General features: G+C 73.6%; 14 protein-coding genes. 7 read left to right on the top strand and 7 right to left on the bottom strand.

All coding sequences use genetic code 11. The features are described 5' to 3' along the window. Nucleotides 1-168: 168 nt before the first annotated feature. On the top strand, nucleotides 169-774 hold the full coding sequence (locus LIX60_RS24050) for a bifunctional 2-polyprenyl-6-hydroxyphenol methylase/3-demethylubiquinol 3-O-methyltransferase UbiG (protein WP_227960491.1): 606 nt from the start codon (nucleotides 169-171) through the stop codon (nucleotides 772-774). 55 nt (nucleotides 775-829) lie between these two features. On the opposite strand, the gene LIX60_RS24045 is transcribed toward LIX60_RS24050, so the two are convergent. After that, nucleotides 830-1810, bottom strand: coding sequence for a TerC family protein (locus LIX60_RS24045; protein ID WP_227960490.1), 981 nt, complete (start codon nucleotides 1808-1810; stop codon nucleotides 830-832). A 547-nt stretch (nucleotides 1811-2357) separates the two neighbouring features. On the opposite strand from LIX60_RS24045, the gene glnII reads away from it, so the two are divergent. Beyond that, complete coding sequence (gene glnII, locus LIX60_RS24040; protein ID WP_019709377.1) at nucleotides 2358-3377, top strand: glutamine synthetase; 1020 nt, start codon at nucleotides 2358-2360, stop codon at nucleotides 3375-3377. Between the two features lie 189 nt (nucleotides 3378-3566). Here glnII and LIX60_RS24035 read toward each other — a convergent pair whose 3' ends face one another. Both LIX60_RS24035 and LIX60_RS24030 read right to left on the bottom strand, forming a co-directional pair. Beyond that, complete coding sequence (locus LIX60_RS24035) at nucleotides 3567-5351, bottom strand: PepSY domain-containing protein (protein ID WP_227960488.1); 1785 nt, start codon at nucleotides 5349-5351, stop codon at nucleotides 3567-3569. Nucleotides 5352-5734: 383 nt separating this feature from the next. Continuing rightward, on the bottom strand, nucleotides 5735-6460 hold the full coding sequence (locus LIX60_RS24030; protein WP_227960486.1) for a hypothetical protein: 726 nt from the start codon (nucleotides 6458-6460) through the stop codon (nucleotides 5735-5737). 564 nt (nucleotides 6461-7024) lie between these two features. Between LIX60_RS24030 and LIX60_RS24025 the strand changes: the two genes are divergently transcribed. The 3 genes from LIX60_RS24025 to LIX60_RS24015 are packed head-to-tail and all read left to right on the top strand — an operon-like array spanning nucleotide 7025 to nucleotide 10470. Beyond that, nucleotides 7025-8302 carry a histidine kinase gene (locus LIX60_RS24025; RefSeq protein ID WP_227960484.1) on the top strand — a complete coding sequence of 426 codons (1278 nt, stop codon included), beginning with the start codon at nucleotides 7025-7027 and terminating at the stop codon, nucleotides 8300-8302. Further along, a complete protein-coding gene (locus LIX60_RS24020; protein ID WP_039821629.1) occupies nucleotides 8266-8922 on the top strand; it encodes a response regulator transcription factor in 657 nt (218 codons plus the stop codon). Before LIX60_RS24025 ends, LIX60_RS24020 begins: the two co-directional genes overlap by 37 nt. Before the next feature lie 51 nt (nucleotides 8923-8973). Then, complete coding sequence (locus tag LIX60_RS24015; RefSeq protein ID WP_227960483.1) at nucleotides 8974-10470, top strand: DUF1996 domain-containing protein; 1497 nt, start codon at nucleotides 8974-8976, stop codon at nucleotides 10468-10470. A 201-nt stretch (nucleotides 10471-10671) separates the two neighbouring features. On the opposite strand, the gene LIX60_RS24010 is transcribed toward LIX60_RS24015, so the two are convergent. Beyond that, nucleotides 10672-11187, bottom strand: a complete 516-nt coding sequence (locus LIX60_RS24010) for a hypothetical protein (RefSeq protein WP_227960480.1) — start codon at nucleotides 11185-11187, stop codon at nucleotides 10672-10674. 171 nt (nucleotides 11188-11358) lie between these two features. Here LIX60_RS24010 and LIX60_RS24005 point away from each other — a divergent pair, with 171 nt between their 5' ends. Next, nucleotides 11359-14472: an alpha-N-acetylglucosaminidase gene (locus LIX60_RS24005; RefSeq protein WP_227960478.1), complete on the top strand. Its 3114-nt coding sequence runs from the start codon at nucleotides 11359-11361 to the stop codon at nucleotides 14470-14472. A 93-nt stretch (nucleotides 14473-14565) separates the two neighbouring features. Here the strand turns inward: LIX60_RS24005 and LIX60_RS24000 are convergent, their stop codons facing one another. Next, the gene (locus tag LIX60_RS24000; protein ID WP_227960476.1) at nucleotides 14566-14748 is read right to left on the bottom strand and encodes a hypothetical protein; all 183 of its coding nucleotides are present in this window, start codon (nucleotides 14746-14748) and stop codon (nucleotides 14566-14568) included. After that, on the bottom strand, nucleotides 14745-15125 hold the full coding sequence (locus LIX60_RS23995; protein WP_227960474.1) for a three-helix bundle dimerization domain-containing protein: 381 nt from the start codon (nucleotides 15123-15125) through the stop codon (nucleotides 14745-14747). The genes LIX60_RS24000 and LIX60_RS23995 overlap by 4 nt, the downstream gene beginning before the upstream one ends. A gap of 217 nt (nucleotides 15126-15342) precedes the next feature. Between LIX60_RS23995 and LIX60_RS23990 the strand changes: the two genes are divergently transcribed. After that, the gene (locus LIX60_RS23990; protein WP_227960471.1) at nucleotides 15343-16044 is read left to right on the top strand and encodes a TetR/AcrR family transcriptional regulator; all 702 of its coding nucleotides are present in this window, start codon (nucleotides 15343-15345) and stop codon (nucleotides 16042-16044) included. A 171-nt stretch (nucleotides 16045-16215) separates the two neighbouring features. Here LIX60_RS23990 and pulA read toward each other — a convergent pair whose 3' ends face one another. Beyond that, nucleotides 16216-21573 carry a pullulanase-type alpha-1,6-glucosidase gene (pulA, locus tag LIX60_RS23985; protein WP_374117902.1) on the bottom strand — a complete coding sequence of 1786 codons (5358 nt, stop codon included), beginning with the start codon at nucleotides 21571-21573 and terminating at the stop codon, nucleotides 16216-16218. Nucleotides 21574-21785 lie beyond the last annotated feature (212 nt).

Below are 21785 nucleotides of genomic sequence, written 5' to 3'. Positions count from 1 at the left end.
CACGAACGAGGATCGTTGCGGTCCCTGCTCCTGCCACAGTCGGAGGCGCTTCGCCGCACCCGGGGGACTCGGCACCGGCTGCGCGGCGGCCGGGCGGCCGCCCTGGAATCATGAAGCCCGTCGTCGCAGGACATGCGAGCAGCGAGCAGCGAGCAGTGAGGAGCCGGTGTGGACGCCGAGGCGTGGGACGAGCGGTATCGCGGCACGGAGCTGGTGTGGTCGGCCGGGCCCAACCGGTTCGTCGCGGAGGAGCTGGCCGGGCTGCCCGCCGGGCGGGCAGTGGATCTCGCCGCCGGTGAGGGCCGCAACGCCGTCTGGCTGGCGGAACGGGGCTGGGATGTGGACGCCGTGGACTTCTCCCCCGTCGCCCTCGCCAAGGCGGAGCGGCTGGCCTCGGAGCGCGGGGTGACGATCCGGACCGTCCAGGCGGATCTGACCGAGCCGGCGGGGGCGGTCGAAGCGGCGGCGTACGACCTCGCGCTCGTCGTCTATCTGCAGCTTCCGTGGCCCCGGATGGCCGAGGCGCTGCGGCTGGCCGCCACCGCCGTACGGCCCGGCGGGACCCTGCTGCTGGTGGGTCACGACTCCGACAACCTCGAACACGGTTACGGCGGCCCGCAGTCCCCCGACGTCCTCTACACCGCCGCCCGGGTGGCCGATGTGTGGCGGCCCCACGCCCGCATCCTGCGCGCCGAGCCGGTCGGCCGGCCGGTGGAGACGGACGAGGGGCCGCGCACCGCCATCGACGCCCTGGTCCGCACCGAGCGGATCTGAGGACGGGCGGGCGGGCGCCGGCGGAGGGGGCCGGCGGAGGGGGCCGTTCGCCCGCTCACCCGGTGCCGCCCGCCGCTCCCTTCCCGCTGTCCCCGTCCCGCTTCTGCTCGCTCCTGGTGGCCGCCAGGGACCAGATGATGGAGACGGCGATCGTCGCGACGATGAACCCGAGGGTGACGGGGATGGGCAGCTTGCCGACCGGGGTCTCGGACAGGATCAGCTTGACGCCGGCGAAGGCGAGCAGCACGGCCAGCCCGTAGTGCAGATAGCGGAAGCGGCGCAGCAGGCCGGCGAGGAGGAAGTACAGGCTGCGGAGGCCGAGGATGGCGAAGGCGTTGGCGGTCCACACCAGGAAGGTGTTGGTGGTGATCGCCAGGACGGCGGCCACCGAGTCGATGGCGAAGACCAGGTCGGTGGCCTCGATCGCGACGAGGGCGACGAACAGCAGGGTCGCCGTGCGGTGGCCGTTCACGCGGACGATGAACCGGTCGCCGTGGAACGTGGGATCGGTCGGCACGATCCGCCGGACGAGCCGCACGACCGGATTGCGGTCCGGGTGCACTTCTGTGTTGTGCGAGACGGCCATCTTGTAGCCGGTCCAGATCAGGAACGCGCCGAACAGATAGGCGGTCCAGAAGAAGATCTCCAGCAGTTCGGCGCCGATGAAGATGAACACCAGGCGGGCGCCGAGCGCGCCGATCACTCCCCAGAACAGGACCTTGTGCTGGTAGGCGTCCGGGACCCCGAAGAACGAGAACACCAGCGCGAAGACGAAGATGTTGTCGATCGACAGGGCCTTCTCGATCAGATAGCCGGCGTAGTAGGTGCTCGCCGCCTCCCCGCCCTGCCAGGCCCACACGATCAGGCCGAAGGCGAGACCCGCGGCGATCCATCCGGCGCTCCAGAGGGAGGCCTCGCGGAAGCCGATGACGTGGCTGTCACGGTGGGCGAGCAGGTCGACGGCGAGCATCACACCGATGGCGGCGGTCAGCACGGCCCACACCCACAGGGGGGCGGTGAAGGTCAGGTCGTTCATGGCGGTCGGCTCTCCTCGGCTTCCCTCGGGCGTCCCCCTCGGCTGCCCTGTATTCCCCGGTCCGGGAGTCCACGGATGCCCACATGGCGCGGACTCCCGGATGTCCCCCGCGGAGACGGCCGTGCGGGGCCGGTGGGGACAGCGGCGGTACGGCCTCATCGTCACCCGGGGCCGGGAGACTTTCCGGGCGGATCACCGGCCGTCCGTCCGATGCCGTAGCGCCGTGGTGGCCGCGACGCCCGTCGAGACCGTGGGTGCCCGTGCTGCCCGTGCTGCCCGTGGCGGTGTCCGTGGTGCCCGTCGCCGCCACGGCCCCGCCGGCTCCCCGCCGCCCCCGCCGCGCGGGCAGCGCCCCGTAGCCCGTACGACACATACGGGGCCCCGCGGACACAGCCGGTTTACACCGGAGCAACTGCCGGGAAACGGCCCGTTGCCATGCTGCCGCCGAGGGGACCGGGGGGTTGGGCACCACCGTGCAGAGCCGCGCGGAAGAGGCGCTTCCGGGACCCGCACCCGCTGCCGTCCGCACCCGCACGAGGGGGACCACGTGACCTTCAAGGCCGAGTACATCTGGATCGACGGGACCGAGCCCACCGCAAAGCTCCGTTCGAAGACGAAGATCCTGGCCGACGGCGCCGAGCCGCCCGTCTGGGGCTTCGACGGGTCCAGCACCAACCAGGCCGAGGGCCACTCCTCGGACCTCGTCCTGCAGCCCGTCTTCTCCTGCCCGGACCCGATCCGCGGCGGCGGTGACATCCTCGTCCTGTGCGAGGTGCTGCACACGGACCTGACCCCGCACGCTTCGAACACCCGCGCGCTGCTGCGTCCGGTGGCGGAGAAGTTCGCCGCCCAGCAGCCGGTCTTCGGGATCGAGCAGGAGTACACCTTCTTCCAGGGCAGCCGGCCCCTGGGCTTCCCCGAGAACGGCTACCCGGCCCCGCAGGGCGGCTACTACTGCGGCGTCGGCGCCGACGAGATCTTCGGCCGTGAGATCGTCGAGAAGCACCTGGACAACTGCCTGACGGCGGGCCTCGGCATCTCCGGCATCAACGCCGAGGTCATGCCCGGCCAGTGGGAGTTCCAGGTGGGCCCGCTGTCGCCGCTGGAGGTCTCCGACCACATGTGGGTGGCCCGCTGGCTGCTCTACCGCACGGCCGAGGAGTTCGGGATCTCCGCCACGCTGGACGCCAAGCCGGCGAAGGGCGACTGGAACGGCGCGGGCGCGCACACCAACTTCTCGACCAAGGCGATGCGCGAGGGCTACGAGCCGATCATCACGGCCTGCGAGGCGCTGGGCGACGGCGACAAGCCGGCCGTGCACGTCAAGCACTACGGCGTCGGCATCGAGGCCCGGCTCACCGGTCTCCACGAGACGGCGCCCTGGAACGAGTACAGCTACGGCGTCTCCGACCGCGGCGCGTCGGTCCGCATCCCCTGGCAGGTCGAGGTGGACCGCAAGGGCTACATCGAGGACCGCCGTCCGAACGCCAACGTCGACCCGTACGTGGTGACGCGGCTGATGGTCGACACCTGCTGCACCGCCCTGGAGAAGGCCGGCCAGGTCTGATCCCTCCGCGCCTCCCCGCGGTGAGGCGACGGGCGCCCGCGGCACCGGCGGGCGCCCGTCGCGCTGTCCGGGGCGGCGGACCGCCCGTACCGGCGCCCGCCGCGCGGCCCCGTTCCGTACGGGCCACCGGGCGGAGGAGACGGTACGGAGCGGGGCCTTGCGCGTCAGCCCGTCAGCGGGCCGTGCGCGTCAGGAGACGTCCGCCCGGCGCCGGGCCACCGCTCCGCGGAGCAGGTCCACGGTCAGGAACAGGACCAGCCCCAGCCCGAACAGCGGTACGAACCAGCCGAGCAGCACCGCCGCCGCCAGCAGCCCCGCCGGCGCTCCCGGCGGTGCCTTGCGCCAGGCGCCGCGCGGCATCGGCCGCCCGACGCCGAAGCGGGTCCCGCGCGTGGGGCGGCGCTGCCACCACATCCGGTAGCCGTACACGATCAGCACGATCAGTCCGGCCATCAGGGCGATCAGCAGCAGCTGGTTGGGCAGCCCGAGGAAGAGCCCCATGTGGGCGTCGATGCCGACCCGGGTGAGCTGGGCGAGCACCGGGTAGTCGGCGAAGGCCAGGGTGTCCACGACTTCGCCGGTCATCGGGTGCACGGACACCGAGTCGAAGTGCACCGGCCACTGCTTGTCGTTCTCCGCGACGACATAGGCGGCCTTCTCGCCGGCCGGCAGGGTGATCACCACGGACTCCGAGACGCCCTGCTCGCGGGCGGTGTCCATGAGCCGGTCCAGGCCGATGTCGCCTCCCTCGCCCGGCTGGTGGCCGCCGTCGCCGTGGGCGGAGCCGTGGCCCTCGTGGCCGCCCGCCCCGGTGCCGGCCGCCGGGTCCACGGTGGCGGTGACCGCCGGGGTGGTGCCGCGCAGCTGCTCGCGCAGCAGGGCGACGTTCTCGCCCGCGTACGTCGACCAGGTCAGCCCGGTCGCCGAGAGGAACAGCAGGCCCAGCAGTGACCAGACACCGATCGCGCCGTGCCGGGACATCGTGCGCCGGCGGCCCGTCAGGCCCCGCTCCGGCAGCAGCAGACCGCGGGCACCGCGGGTGGCACGGCGGCGCCGCAGCCACAGCAGCAGCCCGCCGAGCGCGACGACCCACAGCCAGCTGGCGGCCAGTTCGCTGTAGAGGCGCCCCGGTTCGCCCAGGTGCAGATGGCGGTGGAGCTCCGATATCCAGGCGCGCACGGGGAGCGCGCCGGAACTGCCGTAGCTGAGGAGCTCTCCGCGCACCTCGGCGGTGTACGGGTCGACGAACACGGCCGTCGACTTGCTCTCCCCGAGACCCGGATCCTCGAACAGGACCCGGGTTGTGGCCCCCGCTTCGGGGGACGGCCACACCTTCGAGAGCGTGCCGCCGGGGTGCGCCTCGACGGCTGCCCCGACCTGCTGGGACAGCGGCAGAGCGGCTTTGCCCTCGGGCACGGGGACCGTCAGCTCGTCGGCGTAGATCACCTTCTCCAGCGGGTACGAGGCCGCGTACAGCATCCCGGTGACGGCGGCGATCAGGAGGAACGGGGCGACGAGGATGCCCGCGTAGAAGTGCATCCGCAGCACGAGCGGGCGCAGGCTGCCCTTGGACGGCGCGGGGACGCGGGGCGGGGTGGCGGTGCCGGCCTGCGGGGCCGGTGCGGGCGGCTCGTCCTCCGTGCCGCCCCCGCGGAGTCCTCCGGGTGCGCCGGCGGGGGCCGGACCGGGGACGGGGGCGGGGGTGGCGGCCTTCGCGGTGGTGACCGGTGAGACGGTGACCGCCTCGCCGGCGGCCGCCGGGTCCGCCGCCGCCGTGTCAGCGGTCGCCGGATCCGCGGCCGGGGAGGCACCGTCATGGGACGCGGTGCCGGTGGACGCGGTGCCGGTGGACGCGCTGCCGGTGGACGCGGTGCCGGTGGACGCGGACGCCACGGCCGTGGTGCCGGAGCCGGAAGCGGTGCCCGGTGGAGTGGGACGGTCGGTGTCCGGCTTGGCGGGATCGTCGATGGACATGGGGGTTGGCCTCACTTCGTGGTCGGCCGCGGGGCGCGCGGAGGCGCGGGCGCGGCACGGGGGCGGGGGCGGGTGGAGCCGGGCCCGGAGGGGCGCGGTGGAGTCCCGGCCGCGGCCCGGCGTGGGGATGCCGGTGGGCGCGGCCGGCCCGTCGCCCGGCCGGGGGGCTTCCACCGCCCGGCCGTCCGGGACCGCCCGGAATGGCCGCGGGCCGCCCGGACGGCGGCTCCGCGTACGGTTCACACCCCGGCCCCACACGCTCACCACCGCGCGACGGCAACGCGTCGCGGCCGCACAGCTGGCGCGACCGCCCAGGCCGTCGGGTCACGGCGGGAGCGGCGGCCCGTGGGGCCGCCCGTGCGGCACCGCGCGGCGGGCGCCCGTCAGGCCGGCGTCGTACCGGGCGCGGGCCCGAGGGCGTACGGGGTGGGGTGGGGCCGGGCCCACGGCGGCGGCCCCCGCCGGGAGAGGACGTGGGCCAGCAGGGAGCCCCGAAGCCGGAGGGCCGCCTCCCCGTACGGCAGCGGCGGCCGCACGGGGCGCGGCGCGGCCGGGGTCCCGTACCGGGCGGCCCGGAGCAGCGTCCGCAGCGGCGTCAGCGCCAGGGAACCCAGGCAGCGCAGCAGCCGGAAGAAGGCGGCCTCGCCCCGCCAGAGCCAGACGGCGCAGCAGAGCGCGGCGAGGAGGTGGACGGCGAGCATGGCGAGTGTGGCGTGCGCGGAGTGCTCGCCCGGGACGGCGAGACCGGCGGGATCCGGCGCGGCGCCGACGCCGTGCCCCGGGCCGGTACCGGCACCGGCCGGCCCCGCCTCGGGCAGGGGCCCGCCGGGCGCCCGGGGACGGGCCGCGGCGGTGCCGGGGCCGTCGGTGAAGAGCAGGTGCAGGGCGGTCTGGACCGCGAGGAGCGTGCCGGCGATGGAGAGGACGCCGCGGCGCCGCCCTCCGGCCAGCCAGGCAACGGTGCCGGTGATGCCGAAGGCGGCCAGCAGGGCCGGGAGCGGGATGTCGTGACCGGACATCACCGCGTGCCCGGTGGCCGCGAGCACGACGGAGACGGCCGCGAAGAGCGCGGCCCGCAAGAGGCGCGTCAGCGATCCGTCTGCCGTCATGGTGGGGTGCATGCTCCCACGCCGCACCGGGCGGCGGCAGCGGCGACGATCGGCCAACGCCCTTGTGCGCCCGCTGAGTTCACCCGTACCTGCCCCGGAGTCCTTGTCGTTCCGCTGCTGGATACGGACAGGACCGCCGATCGACTCACCCGGCCAGCGGATTCCCGTACGGAGGACCGGGCGGCAGCCGGGGCCGGTGGCCGGACCGCTCCCCCGGCCCCGTGCCCGGCGCGCTGGTGAGTAGGCCGGGCGTCACCCGCTCCCCCGCAGTACGGGGACGGGAGCGGCGGACAGCCGCGCTCGGCGGCCCCGCGCCGCGGGCCGGCCCCGGACGCCGCCCCGGCGGTAGCCGCCCGCAGGCGCGGCCCCACCGGGCCGGGCCGTCCCACGCCGTGGCCGAGCACCGGACCGGGCCGGGGGCCGGAGGCCCGGGCACACCGCGCGGGAGTGGTGCCAGGTGCACCCCGCCCGGGGGGCGCGGCCCCGTGACCGCCGGCTCCCGATCCGGCGAGACTGGGGCCGTGCCCGAGAGCCGGGCGCGGAGCAAGGGGCCGGGGGCCGAAGATGGGGAAGTTCAGGGATGCGCTGAGGGCGGCCGGGCGGGGGCTGTACGTCGCCGTGGTGTCGCTGGCCGGTTCGATCGCGCTGCTCGTGCTGTCGGTGCTGTCGATCGGCTTCATCAGCCTCGGCGTGGGCGTGCTGACGACACCGGTGGTGCTGGGGGCCGTACGGTCGTTCGCGGAGTGGCGGCGGAGGCTGGGGTACGACTGGGCCGGCGTGCGGACTCCGTCCGCGTACCGTCCGCTCCCGGCGGACCTGCGGCCGGGCCTGGCCGGCCAGGCGGAGCGGTGCGCGCGTCTGCTGCGGGACCCGGCGACGTGGCGGGATCTGCTGTGGCTGCCGGTCGACATGACGGCGGGCTTCTTCACGGCGGCGCTGCCGGCCGTGCTGCTCGCCTTCGCCGCCGAGGGGGTCGCGATCGCGGCCGGGCTGTGGCGGGTGCTCGGGGACGGCTACTGGTTCGCGTTCATCCCGGTTCGGGGCCAGGTGAGCGCTCTCGCGGCGGGCGCGCTCGGGCTGCTGGTCCTGGCGGGTGCCCTCCGCGTCAACCCGGCACTGCTGCAGGCCCACTTCCGGCTGACGGGGGCGGTCCTCGCACCGTCCAAGGAGGCCCTGGCGCGGCGGGTGGAGCGGCTGTCCGAGACGCGGCACGACGCGGTGGACACCTCGGCCGCCGAACTCCGCCGCATCGAACGGGACCTGCACGACGGTGCGCAGGCCCGGCTGGTGGCGATGGGCATGAGCCTCGGCACCGTGGAGGCCCTGCTCGAGAAGGACCCGGAGCAGGCGAGGAAGCTGCTCGCCGCGGCCCGGCAGGACTCGGCCGAGGCGCTGACGGAGCTGCGCGACCTGGTGCGGGGCATCCATCCGCCGGTGCTGGCGGAGCGCGGTCTCGGGGACGCCGTGCGGGCCCTGGCCCTGCGGATGCCGCTGCCGGTGGAGGTGGAGGTGGACCTGCCGGGGCGGTTCGCGGCGCCGGTGGAGTCGGCGGCGTACTTCGCGGTGAGCGAGGTGCTGACGAACGCGGTGAAGCACTCCGGGGCCGAGCGGGTGTGGCTGGATGTGCACCATGACGCGGCCTCGGGGACACTCCGGATGACCGTCACGGACAACGGCCGCGGCGGGGCGGACCCGTCGGCCGGTTCGGGCCTGGCCGGGATCGAACGCCGGCTCGGTACATTCGACGGCATACTCGCCGTCAGCAGCCCGGCCGGCGGTCCGACCCTGGTGACGATGGAGCTGCCGTGCGTGTTGTCCTCGCAGAAGACCTCTTCCTCCTGAGGGACGGCCTGGTCCGGATGCTGGAGGCGTTCGGCTTCGAGATCGCGGCGGCCGTGGAGAGCGGCCCGGAGCTGAGCCGGGCGCTCGCGGAGCTGAAGCCGGACGTGGCGGTGGTCGACGTCCGGCTGCCGCCGTCGTTCACGGACGAGGGCCTGCAGTGCGCGCTCGCCGCGCGCCGGGAGACGCCCGGGCTGCCCGTGCTGGTGCTCTCTCAGCATGTGGAGCAGCTCTACGCACGGGAGTTGCTGGCGGACGGCATGGGCGGGGTCGGCTATCTGCTGAAGGACCGGGTGTTCGACGCCGACCAGTTCACGGATGCGGTGCGGCGGGTGGCCGCGGGCGGCACCGCGATGGACCCGCAGGTCATCTCCCAGCTCCTCAGCCGCCGGTCCCGGGACCGGCCGATGGAGAAGCTCACCCCGCGCGAGCGCGAGGTGATGGAGCTGATGGCCCAGGGCCGTTCGAACACGGCCATCGCGGGGGAACTCTTCGTCACCGAGCGGGCCGTGGCGAAGCACACATCGAATATTTTCACGAAGCTCGGTCTGGCCCCGTCGGACGACGACAACCGGCGGGTTCTCGCGGTTCTGGCCTATCTGGACCGGGGCGCGCGGGAGTAATCGTCCGGCGCGGGTTTGAACACCCGGGCGACGGGCTCCGTACCGCTGGCCATGAAGCCCAAGACACACAAGCGTTCCCCTTTGCTGAACAGGACGGCTGGTGCGGCGGCAGCTCTCCTGTTGGGAGGCGGCGGGCTCGCTGCAGTGAACTTCTACGCCTCCGCCGGCACCTCGAACGATGGCGACAGCCGGAAAGGAGCGGTAGCACAACAGGCGTCCACCATCGCCTGTCCGGATGTGGTGGACCGTCTGGAAAAGGTCCCCAGGCAGTCGCGGAAGGAAGTCAGCCGTGAACTGGGGCGGCTCGACGCCCAGATCGGCGCGGCCTACAAGCGCCTCGTGGAGAACCGGCGCGCGGCCGCTCTCGACGCGTCGTGGACCAAGAACTCCGTGCTCGACCCGCTGGCCAGCAAGCGCCGTGCCAGTCTCGACCGCATCAGAATCGCCCTGGAGCGGGCCGGTGTGACCCAGGCCGGCCTGGAGAAGCTCGCCCGCTGCGGCATGAAGGACGGCGGCACGGTCCGTCCCGGCGACGGCCAGCAGGACGGCGGCCAGCAAGGCGGCGGCGAACAGGACGGCGGCCAGGACGGCGGGCAGCAGGACGGCCAGAACGGCGGCCAGGGCGACGGCGGCCAGGGCGAGGGCGAGGCCCCGCCGCCGCAGATCGGTCCCTCCCCCGAGGACTTCGTGGACATCAACGACGTCCAGCCGAACGTCCAGGAGCCCGAGGCCCAGGAGAACGCGTCCACCGGCGTGTTCAAGAGCGACTGCGGCGTCAACGAGAACGGCAAGTTCAACTCGGACAACATCATCGTGGCGCCCGGTGTGGTCAACGCCGCGCACCACATGCACGACTACGTCGGCAACCAGGCCAACGACGCCTTCGCCGTCGACGAGGACCTGGCCCAGGGCGAGACCACCTGCGCCAACCAGGAGGACCAGTCCACGTACTACTGGCCGGTCCTGCGCGACCTGACCGGCGGTGACGAGGCGGACGTCAACACCCCGGGCGGCGGCCTCGACGGCAACGTCGGCAAGATCATCACCCCGGCCGAGGTGACGATGGAGTTCCAGGGCAGCCCGGTCGGCGAGGTCGTGGAGATGCCGCGCTTCCTGCGCATCATCACCGGTGACGCCAAGGCCTTCACCAACGGCACGGACAACGCCAACTCCTCCTGGAGCTGCACCGGCTTCGAGGACCGGCAGATCGCGGACAAGTACCCGCTGTGCCCCGAGGGCAGCCAGGTGGTGCGCACGTTCGAGTTCCAGAGCTGCTGGGACGGCCAGAACGCCGACAGTGCCAACCACCGCACGCACGTCGACTTCGCCAATGAGGACGGCTCCTGCGACGAGGGCTTCGTGGCCATCCCGAAGCTCGTGCAGCGGATCGTCTACGACGTGCCGGAGGGCACCAACTTCGCCGTGGACTCCTTCCCGGAGCAGCTGCACAAGCCCGTCACGGACCACGGTGACTTCATCAACGTGTTCTCCGAGAACCTGATGGCGGAGGCGGTGGAGTGCATCAACAGCGGCCAGGAGTGCACCTGACGGTGCCTCTCCCGGCGCTGCCGGACCGCTGATTCGGTCCCCCCGATGACCCGGTCCTTCGTCATCCACTCCCCTGGCGGCCTCCCCTGTGGCCGTCACGGGGCGGGGGTGCCGGTGATCCTCACCGGCACCCCCGCCGTTGTTTCCGCGCGCGGCCGTGCCGCCGGGCCCCGGGCTCGTACGGACGGGCCGGCCGTACGGTCAGCCGTGCGAGTCCCGGTGGCCCCCCTGGTGCGCGTCCCCGTGGGACCCCTCCGGGGACTCCTCGGACGCGCCGCCCGAGCCGCCGCCGTGCGCGGGGCCGTGCGAGGCGCCCGTCTCGATGTCGCCGCCGAGCTTGCCGCGGAGGCTCTCCACCACCTTCGGGGAGCCCACGGCGACCCACTTCGGGCCGACCAGATAGGTGCCCCCGTAGCCCTCGGCCTCGGAGAGCCAGTCCTGCTGCCCCTGGTGGGTCGCGAAGGTGGCCAGCACATAGCGGCCGTCGCCTGTGCCGCACCGTCCCTGCCGCAGCTCCTCGGCGTCGATCTGCAGATTCGGTTTCCCGCAGCCCGCCTTCCCGGCGAGCTGCTCCACGGTGCCGGTGGCCGTCTCGGGAACTCCGGCCCCGTCGTCCGCCCCGCCGTCCCCGCCGCCGCAGCCGGCGGTCAGCAGCAGGGCGCAGGCCAGCACAGGGGTGACGGCGGCGGTGCGCACCGCCGAACGCTTCGATGACATCGGTCCTCCGGATGGGCGCGGCCCCGCGGGGGCCGCATCGTGACTTCTCGGTGTGTCCCGGGGTACGGCTCACCGCGTCGCGCGTCTCATTGCCGGGCCCCGGCCGGCTCGTTAGCGTGCACACCTCACGCACACCTGTTACCGCTGTGCTACGCAGAGTGGGGAGCGCACGTGTCCGAACTGACCAGACGGGTTCTGCTGGGAGCCGCCGGTGCCCTGGGCATCACGGCCCTCGGCGACCACGCACCGGCCGCCCGCGCCGAGGCCCCCGCGGCCGGCCCGCCCTTCGACCCCGCCCCCGCCCGTGCGGCGCTGGAGCGCCTGCTGCCCGGCCACGCCGGCCAGTTCCGGCTCCGGCCGCTGTCCGGCGGCCGGGAGCGCTTCCGCGTCACCGGGGCCGCGGGGCGCGTCGAGGTGGCGGGCACCAGCCCGGCGGTGCTGCTCACGGGGGTCAACTGGTATCTGAAGTACGTCTGCCGCGCCCATCTCAGCTGGTCCGGAAGCCAGACGGAACTGCCCCGCCGGCTGCCCGCCCCGGACCGTCCGCTGGTCCGGTCCGCGACCGTGCCGAACCGGTTCGCCCTCAACGACACGCACGACGGCTACACCGCCCCGTACGCCGACTGGCCGCGCTGGGAACGCCTGATCGACATCCTGGCGCTGCACGGCTGCAACCAGGTGCTCGTCACCCCCGGCCAGGAAGCCGTCTACCACCGGCTGCTCCTGGACTTCGGCTACACCGACGAGGAGGCCCGCGCCTGGATCCCGGCCCCCTCCCACCAGCCGTGGTGGCTGCTGCAGAACATGAGCGGCTACGGCGGTCCCGTCAGCCCGGAACTGCTCGCGCGCCGCACCGCCCTGGGCCGCCGCGTCTGCGACCGGATGCGCGAACTGGGCATGTCCCCGGTGCTCCCCGGCTACTTCGGCACCGTCCCCGGCGGCTTCGCCGGGCGCAACGACGGGGCGCGCACCATCCCGCAGGGCACCTGGGCCGGCCTGGAGCGCCCCGACTGGCTCGACCCGCGCACCGCCGCCTTCCGCGCCGTGGCCGCGTCCTTCTACCGCCATCAGGAGGAACTCTTCGGCGCGGCGGACCACTTCAAGATGGACCTGCTGCACGAGGGCGGCGACCCGGGGGACGTGCCCGTCCCCGAAGCGGCGCGCGCCGTCGAGACCGCGCTGCGCACCGCCCGCCCCGGCTCCGTCTGGGTCATCCTCGGCTGGCAGGAGAACCCGCGCCGGGAACTGCTGGACGCCCTCGACAAGGACCGGATGCTCGTCGTCGACGGGCTCTCCGACCTGGAACGGGTGACCGACCGCGAGGCCGACTGGGGCGGCACCCCGTACGCCTTCGGCACCATCCCCAACTTCGGCGGCCGCACCACCCTCGGGGCCAAGACCCACCGGTGGACCGAGCGGTTCACGGTCTGGCGCGACAAGCCGGGCAGCAAGCTCACCGGCACGGCCTATATGGCGGAGGCCGCCGAGCGCGACCCGGCCGCCTTCGAACTCTTCAGCGAACTCGCCTGGCGCGAGGAGCGGGTGGACCGCGCCGCCTGGTTCGCCGAGTACGCCGACATCCGCTACGGAGGCCGCGACCGCGAGGCCCGGGCCGCCCTCGCCGCGCTGCGGGAGACCGCCTACGAGATCGGCAGCCGCGACGGGCGCCCGCACGACAGCATCTTCGCCGCCCGCCCCAGCCTCACCGCACGCTCCGGCACCCACTACGCCACCCACATGCCGGCCTTCGATCCGGCCGCCTTCGACACGGCCTTCGCCGCCCTGCTCGGCGTCCGGGCCGCGCTGCGCGGCTCCGACGCCTACCGGCACGATCTCACGGACCTCGGCCGGCAGGCCCTGGCGAACCGTTCCTGGCAGCTCCTGCCGCAGCTCCGCACCGCCTACGAGCGGGGGGACCCGGAGACCTTCCGGGCCCTGTCCGCGCTGTGGCTGCGGCTGATGCGGCTCAGCGACGCCATGACGGGCGCCCACCACCGCTTCCTGCTGGGCCCCTGGCTCGCCGACGCCCGCCGCACGGGGTCGGACGAGGCCGAGTCCGACCGGCTGGAACAGACGGCCCGCACGCTCATCACCACCTGGGCCGACCGCCCCACCGCCGACGGCGGGCGCCTCGCCAACTACGCCAACCGCGACTGGAACGGCCTCATCGGCGACTTCCACCTCCCCCAGTGGCGGAGCTACCTGGAGGAGCTGGAGAACGCCCTCGCCGAGGACCGCGAGCCCCGCGCCTTCGACTGGTACGCCGTCGAGGAGCCCTGGACCCGCGAGCGGCAGAGGTACCCGGAACGGCCCGTCACCGACGCCTTCCGCACCGCGCGGCGCGTCCACGACGAGCTGGCCCGGGCCCCGTACCAGGGGATCGTCACGGTCTCGGCGGACCCGGCGGCGATCCCGCCCGGCGGCGGCACCGACCTCACCGCGGCGTTCCGCAACACCAACGGCCTGGCCCCCACCGGCTCCGTCGAGTTCACCCTCACCGGCCTCACCGGCGAACCCGGCGAACCCGGGGAGACCGTCACCCTGCCGCCGGTCCCGGCCGGCGGCGAGGGCCGGGCGCGCTGGCGGGTGGCCGCCCCCGCGGGCCCGCCGGCGCGCCCCCTGGACCCGCTGCCGTACGAGATCGCGGTGCGCTACGGGCCGCGCGGCGAGGCCCCGGTGCGCACCGCCCACCCCGGCGTCCTGTACGTCGCGAGCCCGCCCGGGCCCGGCTGGCGCACGGCGAACGGGAACGCGGCGCTCTTCGGGCAGCTCGGCGACCGCTGGGCCATCGAGGGCGGCGGTGCCGATCTGTGGAAGGCCACGGCCGAGTTCGGCGCGCTCTACCGCCCGGGCGTCCTGGCCGCGGGCACCGCGGTGACCGTCCGCGCCGACAGCCAGGCCGTCACCGGACCGTGGGCCCGCGCGGGCCTCGTCGTCCGCAACTCCCTGGAGGCGGCGGGTTCCCCCGGCTTCCTCAATCTCTCCGTCACCCCGGCCAACGGCGTCGTCCTCTCCTACGACGCCACGGGCGACGGCACCCTCGACAGCTACCGCCGCGTCACGGGTCTCACCGCCCCGGTCGTGCTGCGCCTGACCCGCACCGGCGAGGACGCGTACACCGGGGAGTGCTCGGCGGACGACGGCGCGACCTGGCGCACCGTGGCGGCCGTCCGGGTGCCGGGCGCGGCCGCGGGGCCGCAGGACGCGGGGATGTTCATGAGCGCGGCCAACGGAGGTGACGGCCGGCGCGGCCTGGTGGAGTTCAGCGGCTGGCAGGTGAGCTGACCGGAGCGGCCCGGCGGCCACGGCGGCCGGCCGCGCGAAGGGGTTCCCCGCCCGGCACGGGAAGGGCGGGGAACCCCTTCGCACGTCTTCCGGCTACCGGGCGGGCGCCGCGGCGCCGTGCTCCGGAGCCGCCGTCTCGCCCTCGGTCTCCGTCTCCGTCTCCCCGAGGTCGCTCTCCCCGAGCAGATAGGGGTACGGGCAGCTGCGGGGATCGGCGGCGATGCAGGAGTTGCACGGCCGCGACCGGTCGAGCACGCACTTCGGTACGGGCTTCATGACGGCTCCCCTCCGGCTTCCGCCCCGGCCGGGCCGTCCCCGGCCAGCCGGCGGCACACGCGTTTGAACACCAGGACCGGCACGTAGTGCCGGAGCGGCGCCGAGGCGAAGGCGGCGGACTCCTCCGCCAGGACCGCGTCCAGCACCTCGGAGGGGGTGTCCGGGAAGCGCCGGGCGAGCCGGGCGCGGACGTCCTCCCGCGCCCGGTCCTCCGCGGCCGGTCCCGGCGGCATCACGGGCCGGGTGTCCCGGCAGTGGCCGCCCCCGGCCGGGGGGCCGTGCGGAATGGCCGGGGCGGCCGGGGCGGTCGGCGATCCGGCCGGGAGCCACCGGAGCCCTCGCCCCGGTCCTGCGGTGCCGCGCGGATGTCCCCTCATGCCGCCATGGTATACCCCCTAGGGTATTAACCCCTCCCGCCCCCGCCCCGCCCGCCTCGGCGGGGAAACACCCCAACTCACGCCCCTCCAGCCACACCCGTCCCGCGGGTAACACCGGAACCGGCCCTCACCCCCGCCCCGGCACGCCCCCGTGCCGCCCGTCACACCTGGCGCCGGGGACACAACACCCAGATAACCGGTCGTTAAGGTAGCCATCATGACGACCGTGGTACGCCGCCGGATGGGTGTCGAAGAGCGGCGGGAACAACTGATCGCCGTGGCGCTGGAGCAGTTCAGCCGCCGCTCCCCCGACGAGGTGTCCATCGACGACATCGCGACGGCCGCCGGGATCTCGCGGCCGCTCGTCTACCACTACTTCCCGGGCAAGCACAGCCTGTACGAGGCGGCGGTCAGCCGGGCCGCGGAAGAACTGGCGAACCGTTTCACCGAGCCCCGTGAAGGCCCGCTCGGGGCACGGATGTTGCGGGTCGTGAACCGCTACTTCGACTTCGTCGACGACCACGGCCCCGGCTTCGCCGCCCTGCTGCGCGGCGGCAGCGCCGTGGGCCCCGAGCGCGCCAACGCGCTGATCGACGACGTCCGCGAGGCCGCGTACCGGCAGATCCTCCTCCACCTGGGGACCGACGAGCCCGGCCCGCGTCTCGGCCTCGTCGTCCGCTCCTGGATCGGGCTCGCCGAGACCACGGCGCTGACCTGGCTCGACGGCTGCGATGTGCCGCGCGAGGAGATGGAGTTGCAGCTCGCGCACGACTTCCTGGCGCTGGCGGCCGTCACCGCCGCGTACGACGAGGAGACCGCCGCCGTGGTGCGCGCCATCATCTCCGAACAGACGGCCGACGGCGCCTTCGCCGCCTTCGTCGCCCGGCTCGCGGAGTTCAGCCCCGGGCCCGCCGCCTGAACCACCGCCCGAAACGCCGCCGTGGGCCGCACGCCTCGTACAGCCCTCCCCCCTTTCCCCTACACACGCGAACGGACCACCCGGCGCTCGCCCCAGAGGGCGCGCCCGGATGGTCCGTTCACCGGGTGGTCCGTTCACCGCGTGGTCCGGCCCGCGGAACCGGCCGCCGGATCAGTGCCGCTGGAAGACCGCCACCGTGCGGCCCGGGACCGTGAAGGTGCCCGAGTCGCGCGCGTAGGACGCCTTCTTCACCACGCCGTCCGAGCCCCCGGCCTGGACCGGATGGAGGGCGTAGTCCCGCCCGGAGCCGGCCTTCTGCTTCTGCTCCCGCGGGGTGGCGTTGAAGACCACCACCAGGTCACCGAGGGCCATGGTGATGACGCCCGGCGTTTCCTCCGTGCCGGAGAGCGGGAAGGACAGCCGCTTCTGCACCGCCTCCGCCGTGTCCAGGCCGAACACCGGCTCGGTGGTGCGGATGCGGAGGAGGTCCCGGTACGCGGCCGAGGCGCCCTCGATCTCCGTGCAGCCGGGCCGGAGCCGCTCCTTGCTCAGCAGGGGCTTGGCGAAGGGCCACTTGTCCTTGTTGTCGGCGGCCGGGGGCAGGCCGCGGCCGAAGCCGTTGCCCTTCTCGCAGTCCCAGTTCAGGACGTTGAACCAGTCGCCGCTGTCGTAGGAGTTGCGGTCCAGCGACTTGGAGCGGAGCAGGTCGCTGCCCGCCTGGGAGAGCGCCGGGCCCTGGGAGAGCGCCGCGGTGGCCATGGAGAGCACCTGCATCCTCGCCCGGTCGGCCGCCGGGGTGTCCGCGGGCAGTTTGAACGCCAGGGCGTCGTACAGGGTTTCGTTGTCGTGGGCGTCGGCGTAGGCCAGGGCCTCGCCGGGGGCGGCGGCGTAGCCGGCCGGTGAGCCGTTGTAGTCCACCTCGGAACCCTTGACCTTCTTCCCGGAGGAGCCGGTGAAGGAGTAGCCGGCGAGGTTGCCGCTCAGCCCGACCTTGATGAGGTCCTGGTAGTGCAGCAGCCGTGCCTTCTGCTCCGCCTCGCTGCCGTTGGCGTCGGAGCCGTTGGGCTCGGTGAAGAGGCCGGAGCCGAAGCCCTGGACACCCGGGTCGGCGTCGAACGGGCCGCCGCCGCGCACCGCGTCGCGGGCCCGGTCGCTGAAGGTGGCGATGCCGGTGCCCGCCATGTTCTTCTGCGTGGCCTGGACGAAGCGGGCGTCGTCGGCGATCTCGCCGAAGTTCCAGCCCTCCCCGTAGAGGATGATTGCCTTGCCGTCCACGCCGTCCTTCTCCACCGTCAGGGCGTCGAGCGCCTTGCGGACGGCGAGCATGTTGGCCTTGGGGTGGTGGCCCATGAGGTCGAAGCGGAAGCCGTCGACCTTGTACTCCTTCGCCCAGGTGACGACGGAGTCCACGACGAGCTTCCCCATCATGTCGTGCTCGGGAGCGGTGTTGGCGCAGCAGGTGGAGGTGGCCACGGAGCCGTCCGCCAGCAGCCGCTGGTAGTAGCCGGGGACGATCCGGTCGAGGACGGACTTGCCGTCCTGGCCGCTCGCCACGGTGTGGTTGTAGACGACGTCCATGACGGTGCGCAGCCCGCTGCCGTTGAGGCTCTGCACCATCTTCCGGAACTCCACGGTCCGGCGGGGGCCGTCCGGGTCACTGGCGTAGCCGCCCTCGGGGACGGTGTAGTGCAGCGGGTCGTAGCCCCAGTTGAAGCCGTCCCGGGCGGCGGCCTTCCCGACGCACTCCTGCTGCTGCTCGGAGTCGGCGGGCAGGGCGGCCAGGTCGCAGTCCGGCTCGGTCCGGTCGGACTTCCTCTCGGGGATGGTCCCGATGTCGAAGACCGGCAGCAGGTGGACGTACGAGGTGCCGGCGTCCGCGAGCTTCTCCAGGTGCTTCATGCCGTCCGAGCCCCGGTCGGTGAAGGCCAGGTATTCGCCCGGGTGTTCGTTGGTCGGGTCGGCCGCGGAGAAGTCGCGGACGTGCAGTTCCTGGATCTGCGCGTCGCGCAGCGGCACCGCCTCCGGCTTCTTCAGCGAGGCCCAGCCCTCGGGGGCCAGTGCCGGGTCGGCCAGATCGGTGACGAGGCTTTCCTTCGAGTCGGCGGTGAGGGCGGTGGAGTAGGGGTCGGTGACCTTGTTGGTGACGAGTTTCCGGACGCTCGGCGCCCAGACGGTCACGGCGTAGCGGTAGGGCTTGCCGCGCCAGTTCTTCTTCCCGGCCGCGCTCCAGACGCCGCTGGCGTCGTCACGGCGCATGGCGATCCTCTTGCCGTCGAGTTCGAGGGAGACCGCGCGGGCGGTGGGGGCCCAGACGGAGAGGGACGGGGTGCCGTCCGCCGAGAAGACCGGACCGAGGTCCGCCTTGGTCGCCTCCGCTCCGTACAGGTCGTCGAGCACGCCCGGGATCTGGACGCCGGTGGCGGCGAGCAGCGCGCCGGATGCCGAGCGCTGGGTGGCGATCAGCTGGCCGCGCAGGGCCTCGCGGACCCGGTCCCGGTCGCGCTCGTCCAGGCGGAAGGCCGGGTGGCCGGCGAGGTGCGGGTATTTCTTCTTCTGCGCGTCGGTCAGCGCGGCGGGGGCGAGCCGCAGCCACCGCCCCTCGTGGGAGAGGGCGCCGTCCTCGGCGGTGATGCCGCCCCGGGGGGCGTACACGAGCTGCTGGCTGGTGGCGGCGGTGGCCTTCACCTTCCAGACGACGGTGTCGCGGTCGATCCACTGCGCCTCGGCCTTGCTGAGGTCGAGGTCGGGGGCGCCGCCGGTGGCGGGGAGCAGATGACCGGACTTGCCGGCGAGCCGCCAGACCTCGTGGCCGTGAGCGGCGAGGTCGAGGGACTGGTCGCTCGGGAGGTCCTTCTCGTCGCCCTTGTGGAGGATGTACGACAGGGAGGTCGCGCCCTCGGCGAGGGGCACCTCGAAGGTGGCGCCGAAGGCGTCCTTCCGGACCGGCTCCAGCGGTTTCGACCACTCGGTCGGCTCGGCCGCGCCGGTCCAGGTGTGCAGGCCCCAGCCGTCGTAGTCGCCGCCGGGGCGCTGGTAGTGGATGACGGCCTTGGTCGTGTCCTGCGGCGGGTAGACGCCGTCGGGGCGCTCGCCGGTGAGGCCGTCGTCGCCCTGCTCGATCCACACCTCGCCGGTCTTCGCCAGGTCGATGGTGCGTTCGGGGCCGTCGGCGGTGCCGTCCTTCTCGACGGTGAACTTCAGTTCGGCGGCACTCTCGTCCTCGCCCAGGGTGATCCAGGCGAAGGCGCCGTACGCGTCGCGGCCGGTGAAGGCTCCGGTGCGCTCGCCGGCCCGGAGCTGCCAGCCGTCGTAGTCGCCGTCGGGGCGGCGGTAGTGGACGACGGCGTAGTCCCGTTCGACGGCGGTGGGCCTGTCGGGCGCCGGGGGCTGCCCGGTGGCGGAGGAGGCGAGGGCGCTCGCGGTGCGGCCCTTGCTGTCCACCACGACGGCCTTGTAGCGCAGGGCGGTTCCGGCGGGGACGGTGTCGTCGATGTGGTGGGTGACCTTGTACGGGGCATGGTCGGCGCTGCCGAGCACCCGCCACGTCCCGCGGCCGGTCTGGGCGGCGAACACGACCCGGTTAAGCTGTCCGCCGTCCACGTCGGCGGTGAGTTCGACGGTGCCGGTGGCGCCCTTCTCCGGGGCGGTGAGGGTCACCGAGGGCTTGGCGGCGGGCGCGGGGAGCGGCTTCGCGGCCTTGAGGACGGTCGCCGAGAGGGCGGGGACGGTGATCTCGATCTTCTTGTCGGCGCCGCTGACCACGCGGTCCGCGTCGTCGTAGCCGCCGGAGCCGCCGGAGCCGCCGTGGAGCGTACGGAATGTCATGCGGGCGGAGCCGGTGGGAATCTCGGCGGTCTTCGCCTTGGTGGAGTTGTTGAAGACGACGACGTACTCGGTCTTCTCGCGCACGTCCGTCCGCGAGAAGGCGTAGAGCGACGTGCCGGCAAGGCGCTCCGTCTGGATGCCGTCGCGCAGCGCCGGGTGCTTCCCGGTGAGCTTCGACAAGCCGGCGATCTGCCGGTAGAGCGGGTGCCGGGGGTCGTAGGCGTCGTCCGCGTGGGTGCGGCGGGTGCCGAGCTGGTCGTCGTCCAGGTAGTCGGCGGTCTTGGAGGCGAAGAGGGTCTGCCGGGCGTCCTTGTCGCCGCCCGCGCCGGTGAAGCCCTGCTCGTCGCCGTAGTAGACGACCGGGTTGCCGCGGGTCAGGAACATCAGTTCGTTGGCGAGCTTCGCCCGCCGGAGCAGTTCCCCGCCGTCCGCCTCCGGGTTGTCCTTCTTCAGGAAGCTCCCGATGCGGCCCATGTCGTGGTTGCCGAGAAAGGTGACCTGGGAGTACGCGTTGGCGCCGTCGGTGGTGTAGCGGTAGTCCTGCGCGAGGACGTCCGACAGCGTGGACGCCTCGGCGCCCTGGGAGGCGTAGGAACGCGCCGCCTCCTGGAAGGGGAAGTCGAGGGTGGAGTCGAGGCGGCCGCGGGTGACGTACGGGGCGGTGACGGCCGGGTCGCCGGAGTAGACCTCGCCGAACATGAAGAAGTCGTCCCGGCCGCGCTTCGCGGCGTAGGCGTCGAGGGCGGTGGCCCACTGCGTCCAGAAGTCCAGGTCGACGTGTTTGACGGTGTCCACCCGGAAGCCGTCGATGCCGAAGTCCTTCACCCAGCGCTGGTAGATCTTCTCCATCCCCCGCACGACCTCGGGGCGCTCGGTCCACAGGTCGTCCAGGCCGAAGAAGTCGCCGTACTCACCGGACTCGCCCGCGAAGGTGGAGTCGCCCCGGTTGTGGTACATCGCCGGGTCGTTGAGCCAGGCCGGGACCTTCTTCTCCCCCTTGGCCACCGGCGTGTAGGGGAAGGCGTCCAGGTCCACGCCCGTGCGCGGCATGCCGTCGCGGTCGTCGAACGGGCGGCCGTCCTTGTCGAGGTACGGGAAGGCGCCCTTGGGCTTGTAGCCGTACTCCTTCTCCGCGTAGTCGACGGTGTCGGCGGTGTGGTTGGTGATGACGTCGAAGTAGACCTTCATGCCCTTGGCGTGGGCCTTGTCGATCAGCTTCGTGAGCTCGGCGTTGGTGCCGAAGTGCGGGTCGACCCGGGTGAAGTCGGTGATCCAGTACCCGTGGTAGCCGGCCGACGCGTTCTCGCCCTCGCCCTGCACCGGCCTGTTCTTGAAGATCGGCGCCAGCCAGATGGCGGTGGTGCCGAGGCCCTTGATGTAGTCCAGCTTGCGGGTCAGGCCCTTGAGGTCGCCGCCCTGGTAGAAGCCCTTGTCGGACGGGTCGAACCCGGTGTCGAGGCGGCCGCCGGACAGCCCGCCCCTGTCGTTGGCGCGGCTGCCGTTGGCGAACCGGTCCGGCAGAACGAAGTAGAACTGCTCGCGCGACTGGTCGTGGCGCGCGGGCTGCGCCGCCAGCGACCGGTCCGACGGCGGTTTCGGCGGCGGCGGTGCCGCGGACGCGGGCTGCGCCGCGGGCAGGACGGCCGCGAAGAGCGCCGCGGTGACGGCCGCTGCGGCCGTTCTGCGACGCGGGTTTCCGGTCACGGGTGACATCTCCTCAAGGGATGGCGGATGGTGCGGTGGGTGCGGTGGGGTGCGCGGCCCGTGCGGGGCCGCGCGGAGCACACCCGGTGGCGGAGGGGTTGGCCGGGGGGACGGCGGGGGCGCGGCAGGGGGTGGAGAACGGCGGGACGACCGCCCGGCCCGTCGGGGAGTACGGGCCGGACGGCCGGCGCCCGCGAGGGGCGGCGGAAGAG

The sequence above is a fragment of the Streptomyces sp. S07_1.15 genome (genome assembly GCF_020739505.1).
Taxonomy (GTDB): Bacteria; Actinomycetota; Actinomycetes; order Streptomycetales; family Streptomycetaceae; genus Streptomyces; species Streptomyces xinghaiensis.
Note: the sequence above shows the minus strand (reverse complement) of the source record. Positions and strands in the feature narration are given on the sequence as shown.

Coding starts and splice junctions, on each gene's coding strand:
- LIX60_RS24045 (WP_227960490.1), bottom strand. CDS start 1,810: ATGAACGACCTGACCTTCACCGCCCCCCTGTGGGTGTGGGCCGTGCTG.
- LIX60_RS24035 (WP_227960488.1), bottom strand. CDS start 5,351: ATGTCCATCGACGATCCCGCCAAGCCGGACACCGACCGTCCCACTCCA.
- LIX60_RS24030 (WP_227960486.1), bottom strand. CDS start 6,460: ATGACGGCAGACGGATCGCTGACGCGCCTCTTGCGGGCCGCGCTCTTC.
- LIX60_RS24025 (WP_227960484.1), top strand. CDS start 7,025: ATGGGGAAGTTCAGGGATGCGCTGAGGGCGGCCGGGCGGGGGCTGTAC.
- LIX60_RS24015 (WP_227960483.1), top strand. CDS start 8,974: ATGAAGCCCAAGACACACAAGCGTTCCCCTTTGCTGAACAGGACGGCT.
- LIX60_RS24010 (WP_227960480.1), bottom strand. CDS start 11,187: ATGTCATCGAAGCGTTCGGCGGTGCGCACCGCCGCCGTCACCCCTGTG.
- LIX60_RS24000 (WP_227960476.1), bottom strand. CDS start 14,748: ATGAAGCCCGTACCGAAGTGCGTGCTCGACCGGTCGCGGCCGTGCAAC.
- LIX60_RS23995 (WP_227960474.1), bottom strand. CDS start 15,125: ATGAGGGGACATCCGCGCGGCACCGCAGGACCGGGGCGAGGGCTCCGG.
- LIX60_RS23990 (WP_227960471.1), top strand. CDS start 15,343: ATGACGACCGTGGTACGCCGCCGGATGGGTGTCGAAGAGCGGCGGGAA.